At 46.7% G+C, this 23,123-nt stretch carries 22 protein-coding genes; 2 read left to right on the top strand and 20 right to left on the bottom strand.

Translation table 11 applies throughout. The features are described 5' to 3' along the window. Positions 1–17: 17 nt before the first annotated feature. From RTV33_RS05540 to RTV33_RS05515, 6 genes are all read right to left on the bottom strand, one after another. Positions 18–602 (bottom strand): response regulator, encoded by a 585-nt coding sequence (locus RTV33_RS05540; protein WP_312642378.1) that lies wholly within the window; start codon positions 600–602, stop codon positions 18–20. Between the two features lie 9 nt (positions 603–611). After that, a complete protein-coding gene (locus RTV33_RS05535; RefSeq protein WP_312642376.1) occupies positions 612–1,043 on the bottom strand; it encodes a EutP/PduV family microcompartment system protein in 432 nt (143 codons plus the stop codon). 9 nt (positions 1,044–1,052) lie between these two features. Continuing rightward, entirely contained in the window at positions 1,053–1,403 is a 351-nt protein-coding gene (locus tag RTV33_RS05530) for a BMC domain-containing protein (RefSeq protein ID WP_312642374.1), read from the bottom strand. A 219-nt stretch (positions 1,404–1,622) separates the two neighbouring features. Next, positions 1,623–2,762 carry a 1-propanol dehydrogenase PduQ gene (locus RTV33_RS05525; protein ID WP_312642372.1) on the bottom strand — a complete coding sequence of 380 codons (1,140 nt, stop codon included), beginning with the start codon at positions 2,760–2,762 and terminating at the stop codon, positions 1,623–1,625. Between the two features lie 334 nt (positions 2,763–3,096). After that, entirely contained in the window at positions 3,097–3,723 is a 627-nt protein-coding gene (locus tag RTV33_RS05520; RefSeq protein ID WP_312642370.1) for a CYTH domain-containing protein, read from the bottom strand. A gap of 36 nt (positions 3,724–3,759) precedes the next feature. Further along, positions 3,760–4,443, bottom strand: coding sequence for a DNA repair protein RadC (locus tag RTV33_RS05515; RefSeq protein ID WP_312642368.1), 684 nt, complete (start codon positions 4,441–4,443; stop codon positions 3,760–3,762). A 145-nt stretch (positions 4,444–4,588) separates the two neighbouring features. On the opposite strand from RTV33_RS05515, the gene RTV33_RS05510 reads away from it, so the two are divergent. Further along, positions 4,589–5,554, top strand: a complete 966-nt coding sequence (locus tag RTV33_RS05510; RefSeq protein WP_312642366.1) for an RluA family pseudouridine synthase — start codon at positions 4,589–4,591, stop codon at positions 5,552–5,554. A 69-nt stretch (positions 5,555–5,623) separates the two neighbouring features. On the opposite strand, the gene hisB is transcribed toward RTV33_RS05510, so the two are convergent. The 14 genes from hisB to RTV33_RS05440 all read right to left on the bottom strand — a co-directional run bounded on the left by hisB (position 5,624) and on the right by RTV33_RS05440 (position 22,046). Continuing rightward, complete coding sequence (gene hisB, locus RTV33_RS05505) at positions 5,624–6,202, bottom strand: imidazoleglycerol-phosphate dehydratase HisB (protein ID WP_312642364.1); 579 nt, start codon at positions 6,200–6,202, stop codon at positions 5,624–5,626. 14 nt (positions 6,203–6,216) lie between these two features. After that, on the bottom strand, positions 6,217–7,269 hold the full coding sequence (locus RTV33_RS05500; protein WP_312642362.1) for a histidinol-phosphate transaminase: 1,053 nt from the start codon (positions 7,267–7,269) through the stop codon (positions 6,217–6,219). A gap of 27 nt (positions 7,270–7,296) precedes the next feature. Next, positions 7,297–8,580 (bottom strand): histidinol dehydrogenase, encoded by a 1,284-nt coding sequence (hisD, locus tag RTV33_RS05495; RefSeq protein ID WP_312642360.1) that lies wholly within the window; start codon positions 8,578–8,580, stop codon positions 7,297–7,299. A gap of 219 nt (positions 8,581–8,799) precedes the next feature. Next, complete coding sequence (locus RTV33_RS05490) at positions 8,800–13,164, bottom strand: PolC-type DNA polymerase III (RefSeq protein WP_312642358.1); 4,365 nt, start codon at positions 13,162–13,164, stop codon at positions 8,800–8,802. Positions 13,165–13,184: 20 nt separating this feature from the next. Beyond that, positions 13,185–14,237, bottom strand: a complete 1,053-nt coding sequence (gene ispG, locus RTV33_RS05485; protein ID WP_312642356.1) for a flavodoxin-dependent (E)-4-hydroxy-3-methylbut-2-enyl-diphosphate synthase — start codon at positions 14,235–14,237, stop codon at positions 13,185–13,187. A gap of 29 nt (positions 14,238–14,266) precedes the next feature. After that, positions 14,267–15,307 (bottom strand): RIP metalloprotease RseP, encoded by a 1,041-nt coding sequence (rseP, locus tag RTV33_RS05480; protein ID WP_312642354.1) that lies wholly within the window; start codon positions 15,305–15,307, stop codon positions 14,267–14,269. A gap of 29 nt (positions 15,308–15,336) precedes the next feature. Continuing rightward, positions 15,337–16,485 carry a 1-deoxy-D-xylulose-5-phosphate reductoisomerase gene (locus RTV33_RS05475; protein ID WP_396327222.1) on the bottom strand — a complete coding sequence of 383 codons (1,149 nt, stop codon included), beginning with the start codon at positions 16,483–16,485 and terminating at the stop codon, positions 15,337–15,339. Between the two features lie 119 nt (positions 16,486–16,604). After that, a complete protein-coding gene (locus RTV33_RS05470) occupies positions 16,605–17,450 on the bottom strand; it encodes a phosphatidate cytidylyltransferase (protein WP_312642350.1) in 846 nt (281 codons plus the stop codon). A 1-nt stretch (position 17,451) separates the two neighbouring features. Next, the gene (locus RTV33_RS05465; protein WP_312642348.1) at positions 17,452–18,174 is read right to left on the bottom strand and encodes an isoprenyl transferase; all 723 of its coding nucleotides are present in this window, start codon (positions 18,172–18,174) and stop codon (positions 17,452–17,454) included. A 51-nt stretch (positions 18,175–18,225) separates the two neighbouring features. Then, positions 18,226–18,780 (bottom strand): ribosome recycling factor, encoded by a 555-nt coding sequence (gene frr, locus RTV33_RS05460; RefSeq protein WP_396327221.1) that lies wholly within the window; start codon positions 18,778–18,780, stop codon positions 18,226–18,228. Positions 18,781–18,846: 66 nt separating this feature from the next. Beyond that, complete coding sequence (gene pyrH, locus RTV33_RS05455) at positions 18,847–19,551, bottom strand: UMP kinase (protein WP_312642346.1); 705 nt, start codon at positions 19,549–19,551, stop codon at positions 18,847–18,849. 279 nt (positions 19,552–19,830) lie between these two features. After that, positions 19,831–20,757, bottom strand: a complete 927-nt coding sequence (tsf, locus tag RTV33_RS05450) for a translation elongation factor Ts (RefSeq protein WP_312642344.1) — start codon at positions 20,755–20,757, stop codon at positions 19,831–19,833. 100 nt (positions 20,758–20,857) lie between these two features. Then, positions 20,858–21,598, bottom strand: a complete 741-nt coding sequence (gene rpsB, locus RTV33_RS05445; protein WP_312642341.1) for a 30S ribosomal protein S2 — start codon at positions 21,596–21,598, stop codon at positions 20,858–20,860. A 163-nt stretch (positions 21,599–21,761) separates the two neighbouring features. After that, positions 21,762–22,046, bottom strand: coding sequence for a YlmC/YmxH family sporulation protein (locus RTV33_RS05440; RefSeq protein WP_312642339.1), 285 nt, complete (start codon positions 22,044–22,046; stop codon positions 21,762–21,764). A gap of 157 nt (positions 22,047–22,203) precedes the next feature. Here RTV33_RS05440 and sigG point away from each other — a divergent pair, with 157 nt between their 5' ends. Continuing rightward, on the top strand, positions 22,204–22,974 hold the full coding sequence (gene sigG / locus RTV33_RS05435; RefSeq protein WP_312642337.1) for an RNA polymerase sporulation sigma factor SigG: 771 nt from the start codon (positions 22,204–22,206) through the stop codon (positions 22,972–22,974). The last annotated feature ends 149 nt before the right edge of the window (positions 22,975–23,123 follow it).

Genomic DNA, 23,123 nt, shown 5'->3' with positions numbered 1-23,123 from the left:
GCATCCATGCCCCATTCCTAGTTTTTTAACAGAATAAACTCGGCAACGCGCCGCATGGAAAGGTTTTTCGTCAAACTCAAGTTTCGGATGTAGTCATAAGCATCCTGCTCATTCATGTTTTGCTGCTCCATAATTTTGCCTTTTGCTTTTTCTATAATTCCACGGCTTTCCAATCGCTCAGATACCTTTGCAATATCTTTTTTCAGCCTTTTAATCTCCTTGCTGCGCGCAACAGAAAGCTCAATATTGGGAATCAGTGACTTCTCATCAATGGGCTTGACAAGATAGCCCGAAACGCCAATTGTCTTTGCTTCATCAATAAACACGCGCTCACTGTAAGCCGTGAGCAGTATGACGGTATCTGCCAAATCTTCGCAGAATATAATGTGAGCTGCCGAAAGCCCGTCCAGCAATGGCATTTTAATATCCATAAGCACCAAATCCGGGTGTAGCTGCTTACAAATTTCTACGGCATCAAAACCATCAGCCGCCTCGCCTACCACCTGATAATGCTCAGCTTCCAGAATCTCTTTTAAATCCATTCTTGTAATTGGCTCGTCATCGGCTATGACGACCCGTATTTTTTTTGCCGTCTCTTCCATTGGTTCACCTCATATGCTCAAATACGTGTAAAGCTCTTCGCAGCCCTCTCCTGTTATACTGCTGGTTACAAAGATCGGATCAGCACCAGCCGACCGTAAAAACTCCTTTGCCCTCTCTATCTCGTCGGGTTGAGCCAAATCACATTTTGTTACAACGCCGACAACCGGCTTTGCAAACATAGTGGAAAACTGGGGTGCAAACATATTGGTCTCATCGGTAGCATCCTGCACAAGCACGATCACCTCTGCTTCTACCGAGGTGACAATCAGTGCTCGGTAATAGTTTCGTCTCTCCAGATATTCTCCGGGTGTATCGATCATGTTATCGCCAATTACCTGTATGGTCTGTGTTTTATGATATTCCAGCGTCTCATTGTTGAGGTACTGGCAAAGTGTTGTTTTCCCTGAGGCAATTCTGCCTACCAGCATTATTTTTTTCATAGTATATCCTTATGTTTTTGTAATTGGTGCCTTGGAGAACATCAGTTGACCACCCAACACTTCTAATACCGCCCTAAGTGCGGCTTCGACCGCAGCCACATCGCCTGTAATAACGAGCGACCCGCTAAAGCGGTCAACAAAACCAATGCTGACATCCGCCGCTTTAGTTGCAACATCCGCCGCAATAATAGCAGCCTCACTGGGTGTGATGGTTAAAATACCGATAGCCCCTTTTGCTTCGGTAAGCCCCAGTTTTTTATGAAGGTCCGCATCGGGGTTTGCGATAAGATGTGCTAAGGTTACCTGTTTGCCCGGTACAAACTCCTGTATAATCCGCTGTTTATCTTCCACTTCAAACAAAGCACTGCAGCTCCTTCCCGCTTGGTTATTACTCAGAATCAGAAAAGCCCCCAAGATACTGGCTATCTTGGGGAGCTTCGTCGCTCTTGTTGTTCGCTCCTTGAATTTGTTGAACATGACAGGCACTACACCGTACTCCGTGGAAGTTTTAAACAAATTTGTATTATCAAGGGATATTATATTGTTCATATTACCACTTATATGCTCAGCTGTCAAGTTTTAGGGTAATTTTCCTGTATAAGCTTTTCGATATACTTTTTCGATGCTCTCTATTGAGCACGGAGCGGGGTTGGTTGCAGTACAACGGTCTGCCAGGGCATTCTCAGCCATTTCATGAATCATTTTTTCAAAAGCTTCAGGGGTAACTCCCGCCGCCTCAATGGTTGAAGGCATATGCAGTTTTTTTACAAATCTACGTACCGTATGAATGAGGTTGAGGGCACTTTGTCTGGTGCTCGTTGCCTCCATTCCGAGCATACGGGCAATTTCGGCATACCGCGCAGCGGAAGGAGTCAGTGCTTCTGCCGTACAGCCTGCGTTATAACTCATAACATAGGGCAGCAAAATAGCATTGGCTCTGCCATGCGGCAGCTTTGCATGTGCACCCAGCGCATGTGCCATGCTATGGTTTAGCCCCAGCGAAGCATTGCTAAAAGCCATTCCCGCTAAGCACGAGGCATTGTGCATCCCTTGCCTTGCCTCAAAATTATCCGGTTCGTTATACGCAGTAAGCAAATGCTTGTACACTAATTTAATGGATTTTTCCGCAACGGCATCGGAAAAATCGGTAGCTGCTGTAGATACATATGCCTCAATTGCATGGGTAAGAACATCAATGCCGGTATCAGCCGTTACATTGGGCGGCACGCTGAGTATCAGGCTCGCATCCAAAATTGCAGCATCCGGCAGAAGAGCATCGTCGAGCAGCGGATATTTAATGTGTTTCTCTTGATCGGAAATCACCGCAAAGCAGGTTACCTCAGAGCCGGTTCCGCTGGTTGTAGGGATGGCGATAAACGGGCAGTCTCGTAAATCATACACTTTACCAGCAAAAAATACGATTGCCTTTGCCGCATCAATGGGGGACCCACCGCCCAAGGCCACAACACTGTCGGGCTTAAACTCTATAATCTCCTCAACACCTTTTGTTACGATTGAGATATCGGGGTCGGGTTTGACGCGCGAAAAGATATGGAACTCTGAACCCATGCGATAGAGTTGATTGAGGATATAGTCAACCTTGCCGCTTTCAGCCATAAATGCATCGGTTACAATAAAAACCCGCTTTGAATCCTTGAGCACGCTGGAAAGAGCATGGGAGCCCATATAAATTTTTGTCGGCGCGTTAAAAACATTCAAAACTGCCCCTCCTCAAATCCTTAAAACGGCAAAAAACGTCCTGACCTAACCGATCAAGACGTTTCATCACGTTTTATCATCATTTTTCTCAGCAGAACACTACTTCGTACTCTGCCTAAATAACTAGCTTTATATTATGCTCAGGTGCATTGATTGTCAAGTGTTTTCTTATAATTTTACAATAGTTTGTGGAACATATCTAATTTTCATTGTCTAAATTGTACTTGAAAATTGAGTGACAGCACGCAATAAAGAGCATAATGCGACACAAACCACTCTGAAAAAGAAGCAGGCATGGTGCATTGAATTATGTTGCCGGAATAGGCCAAACCGCTCATAGCGAAACAAGCTGCATGCCCCGCTGATATTTGGAATCTTGCGTGGGGATTAAGCCGGAAACATTCCGTTCGAGAGAATCTGCAAACTGCAAAAGTTCTTCTTTTCCGGTACCGCCCGATTTAAGTTCAATTTCAATCTGATACTCTCGGGCAGTTTTCTTTACAGGGTTTTCATAGGTTACCTGGTCAAACACCATCTCCAGCACTGCGTTTATCCCTTTGAGCAAAAAGGTGCTTCTTTTATTTTTAATTGTTAAACACGGTGAAAAAGAGGCTTTTCCGTCGAAAAAATTCAGATGCTTGAGAATAAAGCCGATCTGCTCATCCAAACTGCTGCTCTCTAACTCAAGTTCTGCCTCCTCGCGCTCCAGTGGCTGCGTGCCGTCGCCGCTTTTATTGGGAGGAGACTTGACCGTAAGCGTATACCTTCCGGATTTTTCACGAATGCGCAGAGATGCTTTTGCGGTTCTAAGTACACCTTCGGCAGTATCGTAATAGGTGTCTGTCTGCAGTTGTTCCCCCAAGTTAGCCACAGCAAAATCACTTTGATTATTTAAAAATGTCTCTGTCCGGGTAAAAATAACACAGTCTGTAAAATAATACTTTTTCTCAAGCTCAATCATAATACCATCCTTTCGGATATCGATAACCGAAATTGGTTATTTTTTATAGAATAGCCCCGAATCGGCAAGCGAGACAAAGTCTTCACCTGCAACAATAATATGATCTAAAAGTTTGATGTTCACACGCCTTAATGTCTCATAAAGCTGCTCTGTGGTGTTGATATCATCCGTGGAGGGCAGAGCGAGCCCACGCGGATGATTGTGCGAAAGAATCACTGAGGTTGCACCATATTTAAGGGCAGCCTCCACCACACTGCGCGGTGTAAAATTAACACTGACAATATCGCCGCGGCAGATGAGCGGGCACCCCAGCACCTTATTTTTATTGTCTAAGCAGAGGAGGTAAACCAGCTCACTGATTTCTCCGATGTATTTGGGCAGCAAAAAATTGCCGCTTTCACTGGTGCTTTTAATCAGCGTACCGATTGTATTTTTGTCGTCTAGGTACACCTTACCAATCGCTGGAATAAGCTTAATGAGCACGGCGGAATTTTCGCCTATTCCCTTCACTTTCATCAGCTGTTCTATCGGAGCATCAAACACACCCGAAAGCGAGCCAAATTCATCAATTAGCCGGTGGGCAAGCTCGTTGGTATCCTGCCGAGGAATGGTGTTGAACAGCAAAATCTCTAAGATATTATGTTTTTGAAAATGCTCCAATCCGTTCTGGATAAAGCGTTCGCGCAGCCTTTGTCGATGCCCTGCATGAGGATTATCCATACCATTCTCCTTCTTAAGAACATTGGTTATGATTATAATGGAAATAAAGGATATTGTAAAGAATATTCCTTTTCTCTCCTCATTTTTCGTGCTATACTGATTCTATCACAGATTGTGGTGAAACTACAATGTTTTGGAGGCATTCATGCGCAGTTTTTCAATTAATTCCAATGACGCAGGACAGCGCGTCGACAAATTTATTACAAAGGCGGTACCGCGCCTGCCCCAGACGCTTTTGTACAAATATATTCGCCTCAAGCGCATCAAACTTAATCATAAACGGTGCGAAATTTCTACACGCCTGAACGAGGGCGACCTGCTTGAAATGTACATCAACGATGAGTTTTTCAGCGACGTTGCACTGGAATATGAATTTAAACTCGCACCTACAACCCTCGATATTGTCTACGAGGATGAAAACATCTTGCTGATTGACAAAAAACCGGGTCTGGTGGTGCATGAGGATGAAAGCGGGCAGCCAGATACTCTCATTAACCGTATACAGCATTATTTATTTGCGAAAGGTGAGTTTAGCCCAGAGGAAGAACACTCGTTCTCACCCGCGCTATGCAACCGCATTGACCGCAACACGGGCGGTATTGTCATTGCGGCAAAGAATGCCCCTACTTTGCGTGTGCTCAACCAAAAAATCAAAGACCGCGAACTAACCAAGCTCTATCTCGCGGTGATTCACGGTATACTTGAGAAAAAAGCTGCTACTCTCGAGGCATACCTTTCTAAGGACAGCAATGAAAACAAGGTGAGGGTTACCAAGTACAAAACGCCAGAAACCCGAACTATTCTCACCAAATACCAAGTGCTTGCAGAAAATTCGCGTTTTTCTTTGGTTGAAGTAGATCTGCTGACAGGGCGTACCCACCAGATTCGCGCACACTTTGCATTTATTGGGCACCCACTGCTTGGGGATACCAAATACGGCTTTGCACGGGATAACAAAGGGACTACTTATAAGTATCAGGCACTGTATTCGCATAAGCTCATTTTTAACTTTATCACCGATGCGGGACACTTAGAGTACCTGAATGGCAAGAAGTTTGCTGTACCGGGGGTATGGTTTGCAGAGGATTTTGAAAACGGAAAGATTGTTTAAGAAAGTAAAGCATGAAAAAACAGCAGCCTTCTTAAAGGGCTGCTGTTTTCTATTTATTGCAGTAGGCTTTTATAAAACACCTTTCGAAGACAGTACTTCGCCTTTGCTGTTTGGCTGAACTGCAATTTTAAGGCTATGTGCAACCGCTTTATAAATAGCTTCGGCCTTATGGTGGTCATCGCGGCCGTAAGGTACGTTAATGTGCAGAGTAACACCCGCATTGTTCGCAAAGGACAAGAAAAAATGTTCTGTCATAGCAGTGTCGTACTGCCCGATGAGCGGATTGGCAAACTCTGCGTTAAACACAAGATAGGCTCTGCCGGAAATATCAAGAGAACAGTTTGCCAATGCTTCATCCATGGGAACAAAAAAGCTGCCAAAACGTGCAATCTCACCGCGATCCACTGCTTGCGCAAAGGCCCGCCCCAGTACGATACCCACATCTTCAATGGTATGGTGGCTGTCCACCTCAAGGTCGCCCTTTGCTTTTACGGTAAGGTCAAACCCCGAATGCACAGCAAAGGCGGTGAGCATATGGTCGAAAAAGCCGATTCCGGTGCTGATTTCTGCTTTGCCAGTACCGTCAAGGTTCAGATAAAGCGTAATATCGGTTTCACGTGTGGTTCTGGTTACCTCTGCTGTTCTCATATTTTGTCGCTCCCCTATTGTAGAATCTGCCTCAGCTCTTTGAGCAGCTCTTTATTTTCGTCCTCGCTGCCTGCTGTGATACGCAGGTAATCACCCATATGCCGTACCGCAATGGATTTACTCAGCAGTGCTTCGTATACCGTTTTCGCGTTGGCCAGCTTAACAAAGATAAAGTTTGTGCAGCTCTCAAAAACCTTGGTAATATCTGATTTTTCTTCTGCTAATGTCTGTAACGAAGCTTGTAAATCATTTTTTGAATTTAATATTTCTTTTACACAGCGCTGAAGTAAATTTCTTTCAGATAAAATCACTTCGCCCACAGCCTGCGTGAGTGCACTTACATTGTAGGGAGATTTGGCGGCCCGCATAGCATTGGTAAGAGCTTGGTTTGCAATGGCAAAACCAAGGCGGATTGCTGCCGCACCAACCGCTTTGGAGCAGGTTTTCAGCACAATCACATTATCGTAGTCACATGCAACATCCAAAATGCTCTGATCCCAAAAATCCATATAAGCTTCGTCTATAACCACCAAAGCATCGGTACCCTGCACAATCTTGAGTACATCCTCCCTCGCTAAACCAAGCGACGTAGGGTTGCACGGGTTTGAAAAGATGAGCAAGCGTGCACCTGTATCTCGCAGTGCTTTTAGTACGGTTTCAGGGTTTATTTCAAGAGATTCCCCTTTGTCAAGGGAATTTACTTTACATTCATACATCTCTGCATAAAATGTATACATCGAAAAATCCGGCGTCAGTGTGAGCATCGTCTCGCCCTTTTTGAGAAAAGACGCAATAATCACACCAATCATTTCATCGGAGCCATTGCTTGCTGTAATAAAATCGGCATTTAGCGAATAGCGATCTGCAAATGTTTTACAAAGCTTGCCCGCATAAGGGTCGGGGTAACGGTTAAAATCGAGGTTTGCAACAACACTTGCAAAGCGCCCTGCAAACCCGTCTGCAAAGTTAAGGTAGCTTTCGTTTGCATCAAGGCGAATTTTATAATCGCCGCTAATCGGCTGGTATGGTACCAGCGCTGAGAGTTTGTCGTTCAGTTGATAGGACATCTGATATCCCTTTCTTTTGCCAGGTTTTTAGAATCGAACTTTAATTGAGTTTGCATGCGCGGTAAGCCCCTCTTTGTTCGCAATCAGAACAATATCGTCATGAGCTGCGCGCAGTGCATCCTCGGTATAATAAATGTAGCTGGTTTTTTTGATAAAGCTATCCACCGAAAGCGGTGAGAAAAAGCGCGCCGTTCCGCTGGTGGGCAACACATGGTTTGGCCCCGCATAGTAATCACCAAGCGGTTCGGGGGAGTATTTCCCAAGAAATATCGAGCCGGCGTTATCCAGCCTGCCGATATATTCCATAGGATTTTCGAGCATAACCTCTAAATGCTCGGGGGCAAGCAGATTAGCAAGATCAACCATTTCATCGGTATTGCGGCAGACGATGATTGCACCGAAATTTTGCAGTGCCTCCAGAATAATCTCTTTGCGCTCAAGTGTTTCGACTTGTCTGCTCAGCTCGGCAACCGTCTGCTGTGCAATGGATTCTTCTGTGGTGAGCAAAATAGAGGATGCAAGCTTATCATGCTCCGCCTGGCTCATCATATCCGCGGCGAGAAATTTTGGCTCGGCGGTACTGTCTGCCATAATTAAAATTTCGCTCGGGCCGGCGATCATGTCGATATCAACGGTACCGTACAGCAGCTTTTTCGCCGTTGCAACATAGATATTGCCGGGGCCGACGATTTTATCCACTTTGGGTATGGTTTCGGTTCCAACCGCCAGTGCGGCAACCGCCTGTGCACCGCCCACCAAAAAGATGCGATCAACCCCTGCAATTGCAGCGGCTGTTAGAATATCAGGATTGGCTCTTCCGTCCTTCATCGGCGGAGTGACCATAATCAGCTCCTCAACACCTGCAATTTTGGCAGGCACCGCGTTCATCAGCACAGAGGACGGATAAGCAGCAGTACCGCCGGGTACATAAAGCCCCACGCGTTTCAGCCCGCGAATACGCTGCCCCATTATAACACCATCGGGTTTTGCGTCGATAAAGCTTTGCTGCTTTTGGCGAGTATGGAACTCGGCAATATTTGCCTGCGCGTTGAGCAGTGCATCTACAAAAGCAGGGTCTGCCTCGGTAAGCGCGTCGTTGATATCCTCACGGGAAACCTCGAATACATCGGGACAATGCCCGTCAAACTTTAATGTGTATTCACGCACTGCTTGGTCGCCATGCGCTTTTACGTTATCAATAATTTCAGTAACAGTCAGGCTTACCTGCCGATCTACCTCGGTGCTTCTGCTGCGCAGAAGCTGAATCAGCTCAAATTCTGCTTTACCATCTGCTTTTGTTATGGTTATCATAATTACACCTCGTCTTTATACAATGCCAATTTACTTTAGTATGATACCACAATAAAGTGATGCCGTCAATATGCTCCATTTTTACCGCATATTTTGGTGTGAATATTTTTCTTTACCAGCTCTGTGTTTATCTCACTTAACCTGAAAGAGCCGATCCCTTTCCCCTGATAATTATAATCGACACAAAATTGATTCATGTAATACTCTTCACCCCTAAAGTTAGAAGAAGGTCATCTGGCTGCTGTCTGGCAAACCGTCAAGTGCACCGGCAGCTGTGAGCAGCTCGAGTACACCCTTACCCACACCTGCCCGGGTACCAACCTCCTCTTTCGAGAGGTATGCCCCCTGCTTGCCCGCTTTATGCAGTGCGTTTGCGGCATTTTCACCCAAGCCCTTGAGAGAACAGAACGGTAAACGAATTTTTCCGTCCTCCACAGTGTAGCGCGTTCCGGTAGATTTAAACAGGTCAACAGGCAAAAATTCGAGACCGCGTGCCATCATTTCATTCACAATTTGCAGCGTATTATACTGGTCGTCCTCTTTGGTTGTACGCTCGTTGCCCTTCATCTTGAGCTCCGACATCTTCATTTTTACTGCGCCTCGCCCACGAATTGCAGATTCTGCGTCAAAGTCTCCGCCGCGTACCGTGAACATTGCGGCATAAAATTCAATCGGACGATATACCTTATACCAGCAAAGCCTTATTGCACCAATAACGTAAGCCGCCGCGTGCGCTTTCGGGAACATGTACTTGATCTTCATACAGCTGTCGATGTACCATTGCGGTACGCCATGCTCTTTCATCTCGTTGACCAGCTCCTCAGTGAGCAGCTGGGGCGCCTTACCCTTTCGGGTAATCTCCATAATCTTAAACGCACTTTTAGGCTGAAGGCCTTTGTGCAGCAGATAGGTCATGATACTGTCACGCGTACCGATAACGTTAGAAATGGTACAGGTTCCATTTTTAATTAGCTCCTGCGCATTACCAAGCCAAACGTCGGTGCCGTGAGAAAGCCCTGAAATCTGCAGCAGATCGGAAAAATACTTTGGCTGTGCATCCTCCAGCATGCCACGCACAAACGGGGTACCCATCTCGGGGATACCGAGCGTGCCGGTGTTGCAGTCAATCTCCTCTGCGGTGACACCAAGAGCATTGGGCGAAGTAAACAAGCTCATAACGTTCTCGTCACTCATCGAAACGTCCATTACCTTAACACCGGTAAGGTCTTCAAGGTGCTTGTACAGCGTGGGAACATCGTGTCCGAGCTCATCGAGCTTGAGGATCGTATCGTGCAGCGAATGGAAGTCGAAATGTGTGGTGAGAACTCCGGAATCCGCCGAATCGGCGGGGTGCTGAATGGGCGTGAAATCATACACCTCGTAATCATTCGGTACAACTACCATGCCGCCCGGGTGCTGCCCGGTGGTACGCTTAATGCCGGTGCAGCCGTTGATTAAGCGTTGTTCCTCCGCTTTATGAACGATCCGTTCTTTTTCATCCAGATATTTCTTCACGTAGCCATAAGCGGTTTTATCCGCAACGGTTGCAATGGTTCCCGCCTTGAATACGTGTGAGGTGCCAAACAGCTCCTCGGTGTAGCGGTGCGCACGCGACTGGTACTCACCCGAAAAGTTAAGGTCGATATCGGGCGCTTTGTCGCCATCAAAGCCAAGGAACGTTTCAAACGGAATGTCGTGCCCATCACGGTTGTAGGGCGCTCCGCATTGGGTGCAATTTTTGGCGGGCAGGTCAAAGCCCGACCCGACAGAACCGTCGGTGATAAACTCGCTGTGCCTACAGTTGGGGCAAACATAATGCGGCGGCAGCGGGTTAACCTCAGAGATACCCGCCATGGTTGCAACGAAAGATGAGCCTACAGAGCCACGCGAGCCGACGAGGTAACCCTCACTCTCCGATTTCCACACCAGTTTTTGCGCAATAATATACAATACGGCAAACCCGTGCTTGATGATAGACCCCAGCTCGCGCTCCAAACGGCTGGATACGATTTCGGGAACATCCTCGCCGTAGACCTGCTTTGCTTTTGCCCAGGTGATGTTCTGCAAATCCTCCTCACAGCCCTCGATGGTGGGGGTATAGGTACCGCCGGGTATCGGCTTGATACCCGCCTCTACCATGTCGGCAATTTTGTTGGTGTTGGTAACAACTACCTCAAATGCCTTTTGAGCACCAAGGTAAGAGAACTCCTCAAGCATCTCGGTGGTGGTGCGCAGATAAAGCGGAGATTGTAAATCGGTATCTTGAAAACCCTGCCCTGCCATCAAAATCTGACGAAAGATATTGTCCGATTTATCAAGGATATGTACGTCACAGGTGGCAACAACGGGAATATTCAGTGTTTCACCCAGCTTCACAATGGTTTTATTGTACTTTTCAAGCTCGTCATGGTCCTTAGCGGTGCCATTGCGAATCAGAAACTCGTTGTTTGCCAACGGTTGAATCTCTAAAAAGTCGTAGAAGCGGGCGATATCGCAAAGCTCACCCCAGCTTTTTCCGTCAAGTACGGCGCGGAACAGCTCGCCTGCTTCGCATGCACTGCCGATGATCAGCCCCTCGCGGTGCTTGATCAGTTCACTTTTAGGAATTCTAGGCCTTTTGAAAAAATAGTTGATATGTGCAAACGACACCAACTTATACAGATTTTTCAGCCCAACGGCATTTTTAACGATAATAATTTGATGGTAGGACTTTGCCTTTTTATAGTCGGTGCCCGATAAGGAGGTGTTGATTTGATCGATACTTTCGATGCCCTTTTCCTTTTCTAAAATTTCAATCAGGTGCACGAAGATATCGGCCAGCACCTTGGCGTCGTCACATGCGCGGTGATGGTTAAACGGCGGTAACTTCAGGTGATTCGCCACGGTATCAAGCTTATGGTTTTTAATGTTTGGAAACAAGGAACGACAAACCGGTACGGTATCAATGTGCGAAAAGTGGTAAGGCATACCGCAGCGGTTTGCCGCCGCTTTTACAAAGCTAGTATCAAACGGCGCGTTGTGTGCAACCAATACCGCCTTTTCATCCCCGCAAAAATCGTAGAACATTTGAAGTGCCTCTTGCTCAAGCGGGGCACCCTTGACCATAGCATCGGTAATGCCGGTGATCGCCGTAATCTTATCCGGGATAGGTTTTTGGGGATTTACGAGTGTATTAAACGTGTCAAGTATTTCGCCTTTACAAAGCTTAACCGCACCAATTTCGGTAATACGCTCAGTTGCAGCGGAAAGCCCCGTAGTTTCAAGGTCGAAGACAATAAAGGTATCATCAAAGCGTGCGGCTGCCCCGCCTGCAACAATGGGAACCATATCGTTAACAAAATATGCCTCAACGCCGTAAAGCGCCTTGAAGTCGCCACCGTTTTTATTGATTTTTGCAACCGCCGCTGCAACCTCGGGGTATGCCTGCACAACACCGTGGTCGGTGATAGCGATGGCCTTATGCCCCCACTTGGCTGCACGGTTGATAAGATCTGCCGCACTCGAAATACCATCCATAGAGGACATGGTGCTGTGGCAGTGCAGCTCAACACGTTTCTGTTCGGCATCATCGGTATACTGATATTTTGACACTACACTGATGTCACGCGGACGAATGGAGTACTCACGGTCGTATTTATCGTAAGACATTTCACCATTTACAAGAATGGTCATGCCCTTGGAAAGGCTTTCGTAGGGCTTCGCCTTTTCTTTTTCCACAATAATTTTCAGCATATTCGATCCAGTGTAGTCGGTAAAATAAACAGACATAATGATACGGTCGCCGGCTCTGGTTTCGCGGCTGTCAATCTGGAAGATATCGCCCCAAACCGTAACACGGCTGCTATCTTGGCACAACTCGGATAAAGGGGTAGGATTTTGTTTTACCGGTTTACCAACCACCGCTGTGATGGTAGATTTATCGTAGGGCATTATGTCGCCCGCCGCCCTAGTACCTGCGGCTTTTGGTTTTGCAGGCACATTCGATTGCACAGTAGATTTTGCGACTGCGTTCGCAGCGGGAGCCGATGCAAATGCAGGCTCGGCGCTGCGCGCCTGTGCCATGTCGCGCTTGACGGCATCGTGGAAGCTTTCGGTATAATCGGTAATTTCCGTGTCCCCGGTAAAGCAAACCGCGCAATCCACTCCAAATTCCTCGCGCAGCAATTCACGTACTTTTATGTCACAGCCAAACCGGAGCAGCAAATCTCCGCCGCCATGTGTAAGATTAATATGATAGCTCCCATCCTCACTCAAGGAAGCTGTAGCATCGTTTAAAAAACCATTCACAACGGTGTTGTGATGGCGTAAATATTTTTCAATATTGGCAAGATAACCGCCATCCAGAAGCTCACGCGGATATTTCGTGGTAATATGTACATCGCTTAGCTCATAAGCAAGCCTTATGTTCGATTCAATTGTGAAAATGATATCTTTGTCCACAAGTTCTGCAGGGTGGAGATCAAACGTCATCCTGCGTGCATCCTTGTCAATCACAATGCCGGAAAGCTCTGCTTCCAGCACGGCTTGCGGAGCATTCTTAGGGGCAAATTTACCGAAGATATCTTGAAAGCATTTTTCCTGCATCTACTCACCTACCAAAATTTCTACATTTTTTCTATTTCACGAAGAAGCTCGTCCACAATCTGTGCTTCGGGAATTTTACGCAGTGCCTTGCCTTTTTTAAACAGCAAGCCCTCGCCTACACCGCCCGCAATGCCAATATCTGCTTCGCGCGCTTCACCTGGCCCGTTAACGATACAACCCATGATCGCCACGGAAATGTCTTTATCGCAGCCTGCAAGAGCCTGCTCTACACGGTTTGCCAACCCGATTAGATCGATGCTGGTACGCCCACAAGTGGGGCATGAGATAAACCTCACCCCTTTGCGGTACAGCCCAAGGCTGCGCAATATATCCTGTGCAGCAGTAATTTCCTTTACCGGATCAGCTGTGAGTGAAACCCGTATGGTATCGCCAATGCCGTCGCATAAAAGAGAGCCGATGCCGATGGCAGATTTGATAAGCCCCATGCGTTCGGTTCCCGCCTCGGTGACACCTAGATGCAAGGGATAAGCATAACGCTGTGCCATAGCGCGATAGACAGCGATCATTTTCGGTACATCGCTTGCTTTAATCGATACAACGATGTCGTCAAAATCGTATTTTTGCAGTAGCCCAATATGGTACTGTGCGCTTTCCAGCAGTGCTTCCACCGTGGGAGAGCCGTGCTTGGCAAGAATCTCTTTCTCTACCGAGCCACTGTTTACCCCAATGCGAATGGGGATGTTCTTTGCCCTGCATGCATCTACCACCTGCTTAACGCGGCTGTCGTCACCGATGTTGCCCGGGTTGATGCGTATTTTATCAATACCGGCCGCAACCGATTCCAAAGCTAGACGATAATCAAAGTGGATATCGGCAACGAGCGGAATCGAAATATTTTCTTTAATGGCGGGGATGAGCGCAACGGCATTGTGATTTGGAATGGCGACGCGCAATATCTGGCACCCCGCCTGCTCAAGCGCTATCGCCTGAGCTATGTTGCCTGCAATATCTGCAGCAGGTACGCTTAGCATCGACTGAATGGCGATGGGGGCGCCGCCGCCAATGGTGACGCCCCCGATATTGACCTGTCTGGATGGAATTGTGTGAAGCATTTTTACCTCCTGCGTGCAGTGCTGCGCTTTTATTTATTGAAAAACAAGCGTGTAATGTCGTTGAACGTTACAAACAGCATTAGGCCAAGTAATAGGATTAGGCCTGCTGTATGCACGTAGTTTTCGTATTTTGGTGGAACCGGCTTGCGAAAAATTGCCTCAATGCAGATAAACAGTATCTTGCCACCGTCGAGTGCAGGCAGCGGCAAAAGGTTGAATACACCAAGGTTGATGGTGATAAACGCAACCAACAAGAGCAGCGGACGCAGACCCATTGAGGAGGCCTGACTGATTACTGCTGTAACACCAACCGGCCCAGAAAGCTGATTGACCGAGAACTTACCCGAGAGCAGGTCAACTAAACTCACCCACACCATCTTTGCAATCGAACCGGTGTAAAAGATACCGTTATACGCCACATTCACAAAGGTCTTCTCCAGTGGGTAGACGGTGAAATCGATGTAAACTGCGTTGGTGCCGTCGGGGTTTTTGGTCATTTGGAATGGCACTTGCAGGTTGAGCAGCTCGTCACCGCGTTTTACCTGCATGTTAACCAGAGCATCTTCATCGCGCACCAATCCAAACACAATATCGTTGTCGATATGAACGCGTGAACCGTTGATTTTCATAATTTTATCGCCCACCTGCAGCACAGAGTTGCTGACAGGCTGTTGTTGAAAATTTGAGATGGTGGTGCTGCCAAGTGTTTGCTGCATATTCAGCACAACGAGTACAACAATAAAACCAAGCAACAGGTTCATAAACCCGCCTGCCGCCATAACAATAAAACGCTTCCATAATTTTTGTTTATGGAATGAGCGTTCGTCATCGCTCTCTTCATCCTCGCCATCAAGCGCTACATAGCCACCCAGAGGAAAAGCTCGAACTGCATAGGTGGTTTCACCTTTGGTAAATTTAAAGAGTGCAGGTCCAAAGCCTAATGAAAAATCATTTACCTTCATATGAAAAGCCTTAGCAGACAGAAAATGCCCAAGCTCATGAACAAAAACAAACGCACCAAAAATCAGAATCGCCAGCAAAATTGTACCGACAGTATTCACTTGCTTCACAACCAATCCATTTTAATTTGCGAATGGGGCTACATTACCTCCCGTAATATAAAGTCACGCGCAGCACGGTCTGCGCGGAACACATCGTCCAAATCATATTGTTCCATGGAGCAGTCGATTTCATTCAGTGAACGGTGCACTAGCTCACCAATCTGCAAAAATGAAATCTTACCGGCGAGGAACAACTTTACCGCCTGCTCGTTTGCTCCGTTTACCACCGCGGGATACAATCCGCCGCGCGTAATTGCCTCGATGCAGGCAGAGAGGCACTCAAAGGTTTCGGTATCCGGCTCGTAAAACGTAAGCGTCGCAATCTCTTTAAGAGACAAACGAGGCACTTCACAAGGATGACGCTCCGGATAGGTAAGTGCGTACTGAATGGGAATTTTCATATCGGGTACGCCAAGCTGCGCAATGACCGAATTGTCGGAAAACTCCACAGCAGAGTGCACAATGCTTTCACGCTGTATCACAATTTCAATATCTTGCGGGTGCATACCGAACAGCCAAACCGCCTCCATTACCTCTAGGCCTTTATTCATCAATGTGGCGGAATCAATGGTTATTTTTGCACCCATGCTCCAATTCGGATGATTTAAAGCATCGGTAAGGGCTACATTTTGCAGTTCATCGCGTTTTTTGCCAAAAAACGGACCGCCTGATGCGGTAAGAATCAGTTTTTTTGGTTTACAACGCCCCTCAAATCCGTTTAGACACTGAAAAATTGCAGAGTGCTCGCTGTCCACTGGTAATATACGCACCTGATTTTTCTGCGCCAATTCCGTTACCAGTTTACCGCCGGCCACTAAGCTTTCTTTATTTGCAAGCGCAACGTCATGCCCTGCTTGCAACGCAGCAATGGTCGGGCGCAGCCCTGCAATGCCCACAATGGCGTTAAGCACAAGATCGTTTTGCGACAGCGCGGCGATTTCGCATAAGCCCTCAACGCCGCACAGCACCTTCACCGGCAGGTCGGAGATGCGATCGGCAAACTTCTTATAAGCGAACTCATCCGCTATAACGGCATATTGTGGGCTGAATTCCCTCACCTGCGCTTCAAACTGATCGATTGAGCTGTTGGCGGAAAGCGCTACAATCTCATAACCGAGATTTTTACACACCGCAAGGCTCTGCACGCCAATGGAGCCTGTTGAACCTAATATCGTAATCTTTTTCAAAAGCGTCACCTTTAAAAAAATCGCGCCACGCGTTGCCGCTGCACGAAGCAACAGAGCTTGTTAAAGCCCATTGCCGCCGCCCGCTGCCCTGCCTGGCACAATTTTTTTGTTCCTTTTATTTATCGTACAATTTTAAACAGATCAACATACTGAATATACATAAACACTGTGGGAGCCACAAAGAGCACACTGTCAAAACGGTCCATAACGCCGCCATGCCCCGGCATAATCGAGCCGAAATCTTTGATGCCGCACTGGCGCTTGATAACCGATGCAGAAAGATCGCCCAGAATACCCGCAAGCGATGCAAGCGGTGCAAGGCAGCCAAGTGCCAGGTAGTTTACCTGAATTGTAATGCCAAACACAAGATCTGCAACTGTTATGTACAGCATAGTAAGCACATAGTAGCAGATAAGATTACATAGAATACCACCGATAGCACCCTCAATTGTCTTTTTAGGGCTGATAGTAGGCGCCATTTTATGCTTGCCAAATTTACAGCCTACAAAATACGCACCTGTATCGGTAAGCCATGCGCCGCCCAGTGTGATTAAAAGATACAGCATGCTCACCGGCATCACATAGCGGTCGTGCATGAACAGCAGCGTGGAAAAAGAGAACGGTATCATTAACCCAAAGAAAAATGCCAGGCTGAGCTGTTCAATATGCAATGTATCGTGGTAGCGAATCAGCGCACAAAACAATAAAAATGCATAAGCACCGCAGATAAGCGCCAGCTGATTTGAGAGATGCTTGGTTTGCATCAAGGGCACCAGTACCGAAAACACAAGGCACAGTGCAAAAAGCGGTTTATACTGAGTTAGCTTTGCCGCCTTGAACAGCTCATACATTGCCATTACAATCAGTAGTGTGACAGCAATATTGAATACTGCTGTTTCGTAAAATGCCAGCACAAAGCCGAGTACACAAAGGCCGAGCAGTGCAGAAATAATTCGCTGTTTCATGCTAACAGACACCTCCAAATCTTCTGCTGCGTTTGGAATATTCCAAAAGTGCCATGTCCAAATCATCCGTGGTAAAGTCAGGCCACAGGATATCCATAAACACATATTCGGAATAAGCGGACTGCCAAGCAAGAAAATTGGAACTGCGTTTTTCTCCACTCGGTCTGATAATTACATCCGGATCGGGAATTTCAGCAGTGTAAAGGTGTTTTGCAATACAAGCTTCATCAATCGCATCGACTGCAAGAGAGCCGCTTTGCACTTTGCGCGCAATTTGCTGCACCGCAAGCCGAATTTCATCCCTGCCGCCGTAGTTGATCGCCATGCAAACGGTGAGCGCCGTGTTGTTGCGGCTTCCCTGTTCTGCCTCAAGCATCAGGGCGCGCAGTTCATCATCCAACGCGGTGCGGTCGCCCAAAAAGCGAAGCCGGATGTTTTCGTCCTTATATTTTTTGGTATCACGCAGGTACTGCTTGAGTAAACTCATAAGCTCGCGAACCTCGCCCTCGGGGCGCTTCCAGTTTTCAGTAGAGAAAGCGTATACCGTAAGGTAGCGTATGCCTATGTCGCGGCAGTAGCGGGCAATTTCGCCAAACACATTTGCCCCTTTTTTATGCCCTGCACTGCGAGGCAAACCGCGCTTCTTCGCCCATCTACCGTTGCCATCCATAATAATACCGATGTGATGAGGCAGATATTCAGGTTGTAAAAATTCCTTCTTCAACAGCTGGTTTGCCCCTCTTTCATTTTTATGTTCCCGTGAAAAAAGATATGATTATATCTCCATAATCTCTTTTTCTTTCGCCTCACACATCTTATCAATGTCTTTGACGTATTTATCGGTCAGCTTCTGAAGATCGTCTTCATAGGTTTTCAGATCGTCCTCGCTTATTTCAGAGGATTTTTTCATCGCTTTAAACTTCTCATTTGCATCGCGGCGAATAGAACGGATGGCAATCTTGGCCTCCTCGCCATATTTGCCAACTTTTTTGCTGAGCTCTTTTCTGCGCTCCTCAGTGAGCGGAGGAAATACCAAACGAATCGCAGAGCCGTCGTTGTTGGGGTTGATTCCGATATCAGAAGCCATGATTGCTTTTTCAATGGGCTTCAGCGTTGATTTATCCCAGGGCTGAATCATAAGCATTCTGGGTTCGGGAACAGAAACCGCCGCCATGGAGTTAATCGATGTTGGCACACCGTAATAGTCCACCGTCACCTTATCAAGAATTGCGGCGGTTGCCCTGCCTGCGCGGATTCCTGCAAAATTGTAATTCAAAGAATCCAGTGTTTTGGTCATTTTTTCGTCGTATGGCTGTAGATGAGCTTTCATAGTGATACCTCCGTGTATAAAATTATTTTTGTATTCTCAGCAGCATCTGCCGCCGTCTATCGCCGTCTATTCTACAAGAGTTCCGATCTTTTCGCCTTGAATTGCGCGAACAATATTGTGCGGGTCATCAACGCTGAATACAAGAATGGGCATGCGGTTGTCGCGGCACATGGAGGCTGCTGTGCTATCCATTACTCCGAGCTCCTGCGTGAGTATCTCTGCAAAGGTAAGGTTGTCATATTTCTTTGCATTCGCATTTTTCATCGGGTCGCTGTCGTATACACCGTCTACCTTGGTGGCTTTCATGATGATATCGGCATCGATCTCGGCAGCACGCAGAGAAGAGGCCGTATCGGTGGAGAAATAGGGGTTACCGGTACCACAACCGAAGATAATAACTCTGCGTTTTTCGAGATGACGCAGCGCCCTACCCCTGACATAAGGCTCGGCAATCGCCTGCATGGTAATGGCTGTCTGTACACGTACATCAACACCCAGCTGCTCCAGTGCATCTGCCAGCGCGAGCGAATTGATGACGGTTGCGAGCATGCCCATGTGGTCGGCTCTGGTTCTGTCCATCTGCCCGCTGGAACGACCGCGCCAGAAGTTTCCGCCGCCCACGACAATACCGATTTCTGCGCCTAAGTCCCATGCATCCTTGATGCTGGCACAAATTTTCAGTACTGTGTCAAAATCCAGTCCGCTCTTTTTATCTCCTGCCAGGGCCTCACCGCTAAGTTTTAGCAATACCCTTTTGTATTTAATAGCCATTGGTAGTATCCTCCAATTTAGTTTGTTACGACTGCGCATTTTTAATCCATAACTTAAATAAACACATCTCTTTATATTTTACAATAACCATACCTTGATGTAAAGAGTTACCGGTAAATTTAACAAGCAAATGTAGTTTACCCGAAGCAGAGAAAACCATTACAACAAAGTAACCCCTTGCACGAATAACCTGCCTCTGGAGAAAAAACTCGAGACATCACCCGCAAAAAAACAGGGCGCAAATCTCTCTGCGCCCTGCGTTTTAATACAATGTGAGAACTATTTCATCATGCTGGCAACTTCATCAGCGAAGTTGTCTTCTCTCTTCTCAAGACCCTCGCCTTTTTCAAAGCGTACGAAGGATTTGATTGCAATAGAACCACCGAGTGCTTTTGCAGTATCGGCAACAAACTGGCCAACAGAAATATCACCGTTTTTGATGAATGCCTGTTCAACAAGGCAGTTCTCTTTGTAATACTTCTTGATTTTTCCCTCAATCATCTTCTCGATAACTTGGGCAGGTTTGTTCTTGGTTTTTTCATCATTCTGGATCTGAACCATCATGATCTCTTTTTCTTTTGCAACAACATCAGCAGGAACAGCCTGCTCGTCAAGGTAAGAGGGCATAATGGCGGCAATCTGCATTGCAACGTCTTTTGCCATCTCTTTAAACTCGGGTTTTGCACCTGTAGCAGCATCGGTATCAAACTCAACCATAACGCCAATTCTGCCGCCGCCGTGTACGTAGGTAACCAGCTCGCCCTCGAATCTTGTGAAACGGCGAATCTTCATGTTCTCACCAATGGTAAGAATTTTTTCTCTGAGCTCTTCCTCAACGGTGGTATCCATACCAGATGCCTTGCATGCAAGCAGTGCTTCTACATCAGCAGGATTCTGCTCTGCAACGGTTTTAGCGCAGTTCTCAACGAATGCAATAAATTTGTCATTTTTAGCAACGAAGTCGGTCTCAGCGTTTACTTCAAGAACAACGCCAACTTTTTTAGCCTCATCGACATAAGCAAGAACAACGCCCTCTGCTGCAATACGGCTAGCTTTTTTTGCTGCCGCGGCAAGACCTTTTTCACGGAGAAGCTCAATAGCTTTTTCTATGTCGCCGTTTGCCTCTGTCAATGTTTTTTTACAATCCATCATTCCACAGCCGGTTCTCTCACGAAGCGACTGTACGTCTTTTGCTGTAAAAGCCATATTATATTCCTCCTGTATTTTACTACTATTATTATTTATGCAATTACCTTAAAAATGCCCGAGCGGCTGGCACGGGCATTTTGGGTTGTTTTATGCGAAATTATTCAGCGTCGGTTTCTGCAATTTTCGCTTCAGCGGTTTCGTCCGCTACAGCTGTGCTGCCCTGTCTGCCTTCAATGATAGCGTCGGACATGGTCTGAGCAATCAGTTTAACAGCGCGGATAGCATCGTCGTTACCGGGGATAACGTAATCCACTTCATCGGGATCACAGTTGGTATCAACGATAGCAACAACGGGAATACCCAGTTTTTTAGCCTCTGCAACAGCAATTTTTTCTTTACGGGGGTCAACAACGAACATTGCACCGGGGAGTTTTTTCATCTCTTTGATGCCGCCCATGAATTTCTCAAGCTTCTCAATTTCGAGCTCGAGTTTGAGAACCTCTTTCTTTGGCAGACGGTCGAAAGTGCCGTCCTCTTCCATTTTGTGAAGCTGTGCCAAACGTGCAATTCTGCGCTGGATAGTTTTAAAGTTGGTGAGCATGCCGCCCAGCCATCTTGCATTTACAAAGTGTGCACCTGCGCGCTCAGCTTCTTCCTTAACGGAATCGCCGGCTTGTTTTTTGGTTCCTACAAACAGAACCTCACCGCCCTGTGCGGATACTTCACGGACGAACATGTAAGCGTCCTCAAGTTTTTTAACGGTTTTCTGCAGGTCGATGATGTAGATACCGTTACGCTCTGTGAAGATGTACTGTGCCATTTTGGGGTTCCAACGTCTTGTCTGATGTCCAAAGTGAACGCCAGCCTCAAGAAGCTGTTTCATGGATACTACTGCCATAATAAATTTCCTCCTTCGGTTTTTACCGCCGTTTCCCGGTACAAATCCTTACCACCGCCTGCAAAAAGGCGGCACCACGCGCAGATTCCGGTGAAACGTGTGTTTTATTTTTGCTGTGTTAGTATACCATAGTAATCTCACATTTGCAAGGGTTTCACAACATTTACTGTAAAAATTTTTCGAAAAACCTTTTTCGCTTCGGTGGGAATTTATGGCTGAAGCATACTAAAACCGTATCTTCGCCAATTACCTCAATATTATCCCACGGAATGATGATATCTTCCTCCCTGCCCAACAAGCCAAAACATTTTGGCCGCCCAAAAATAACAATACACAGCACACGTGCCGAGCAGGTGTCAATCTCAATATCGTTGACACAGCCCAGCCGACATCCGTCCTTAATATTGATAACGTCGCGAAAACGCAGATCAACCACTCTGCACTGCATACACAACACCTCGCCTTCTCTATTATAATCTATGCCAAAACCAGGTTGACCTATGAAAATTTTTAGAAACAATTGGAAAGCGAATTTTAATGCATTACTTTTTGCACACCCGCCAATACTTTTGAGCAACTAGATAAAAGAATGGGGCTGTGTGTGAATGTATCTGAACAAGGTTGAAATCTGCGGGGTTAACACGGCAAAACTGCCAACTTTAAAAGAAGCCGAGACGCGCGAGTTACTGGCCAAGGCTCAACAAGGCGACCAGAAAGCGCGCGAAAAGCTGATACAAGGGAATTTAAGGCTGGTACTAAGTGTAGTGCAAAAATTTTCGAACCGCGGAGAGAACATGGACGATTTGTTCCAGGTAGGCTGCATCGGGCTCATTAAATCAATCGATAATTTTAATCTTGACCTTGATGTGCGGTACAGCACCTACGGAGTGCCTATGATTATCGGCGAAATTCGACGTTACCTGCGCGATAACAACGCAATTCGTGTCAGCCGCTCGCTGCGCGACACCGCTTATAAGGCAATGCAAACCAAGGAGCGCCTAACCAATTTGCATGCAAAAGAACCCACAATTGAACAAATTGCGGAAGAAATGGGGGTTAAAAAGGGGGATGTTGTTTTGGCGCTGGAGGCAATTGTTGAGCCTGTCTCGCTGTTTGAACCAGTGTATTCCGACTCGGGAGATACCATATATGTGATGGATCAGGTTGGAGATAAAAATGATGACAGCAACTGGCTGGAGGAAATTGCGCTGAAGGAAGCGATTACTAATTTAAACGACCGTGAGAAACGAATTTTATCTTTGCGCTTTTTTAAAGGCAAAACCCAAATGGAGGTTGCCGCCGAAGTAGGTATATCGCAAGCGCAGGTGAGCAGGTTGGAAAAAGGAGCATTGTCAAAAATTAAAAAGCAAATTTAGTGCATTTGAATAGGGTTAAACCGCCGTCGGCTTGCAGCAGGCGGCGGTTCGGTTTATTTAAAAAATTTCTAATATAATCTTCTTGACAGCAACATTAAAATCGGTTAATATTAAGCAAAAGATTACTCTTATAAGCTTTTGATTAGGAG

Origin of the sequence: Hydrogenoanaerobacterium sp., from assembly GCF_032017025.1 — a bacterium.
Lineage (GTDB): Bacteria > Bacillota > Clostridia > Oscillospirales > Ruminococcaceae > Hydrogenoanaerobacterium.
The sequence above is the reverse complement of the archived record's forward strand: the minus strand, read 5'-3'. Positions and strand labels throughout refer to the sequence as shown.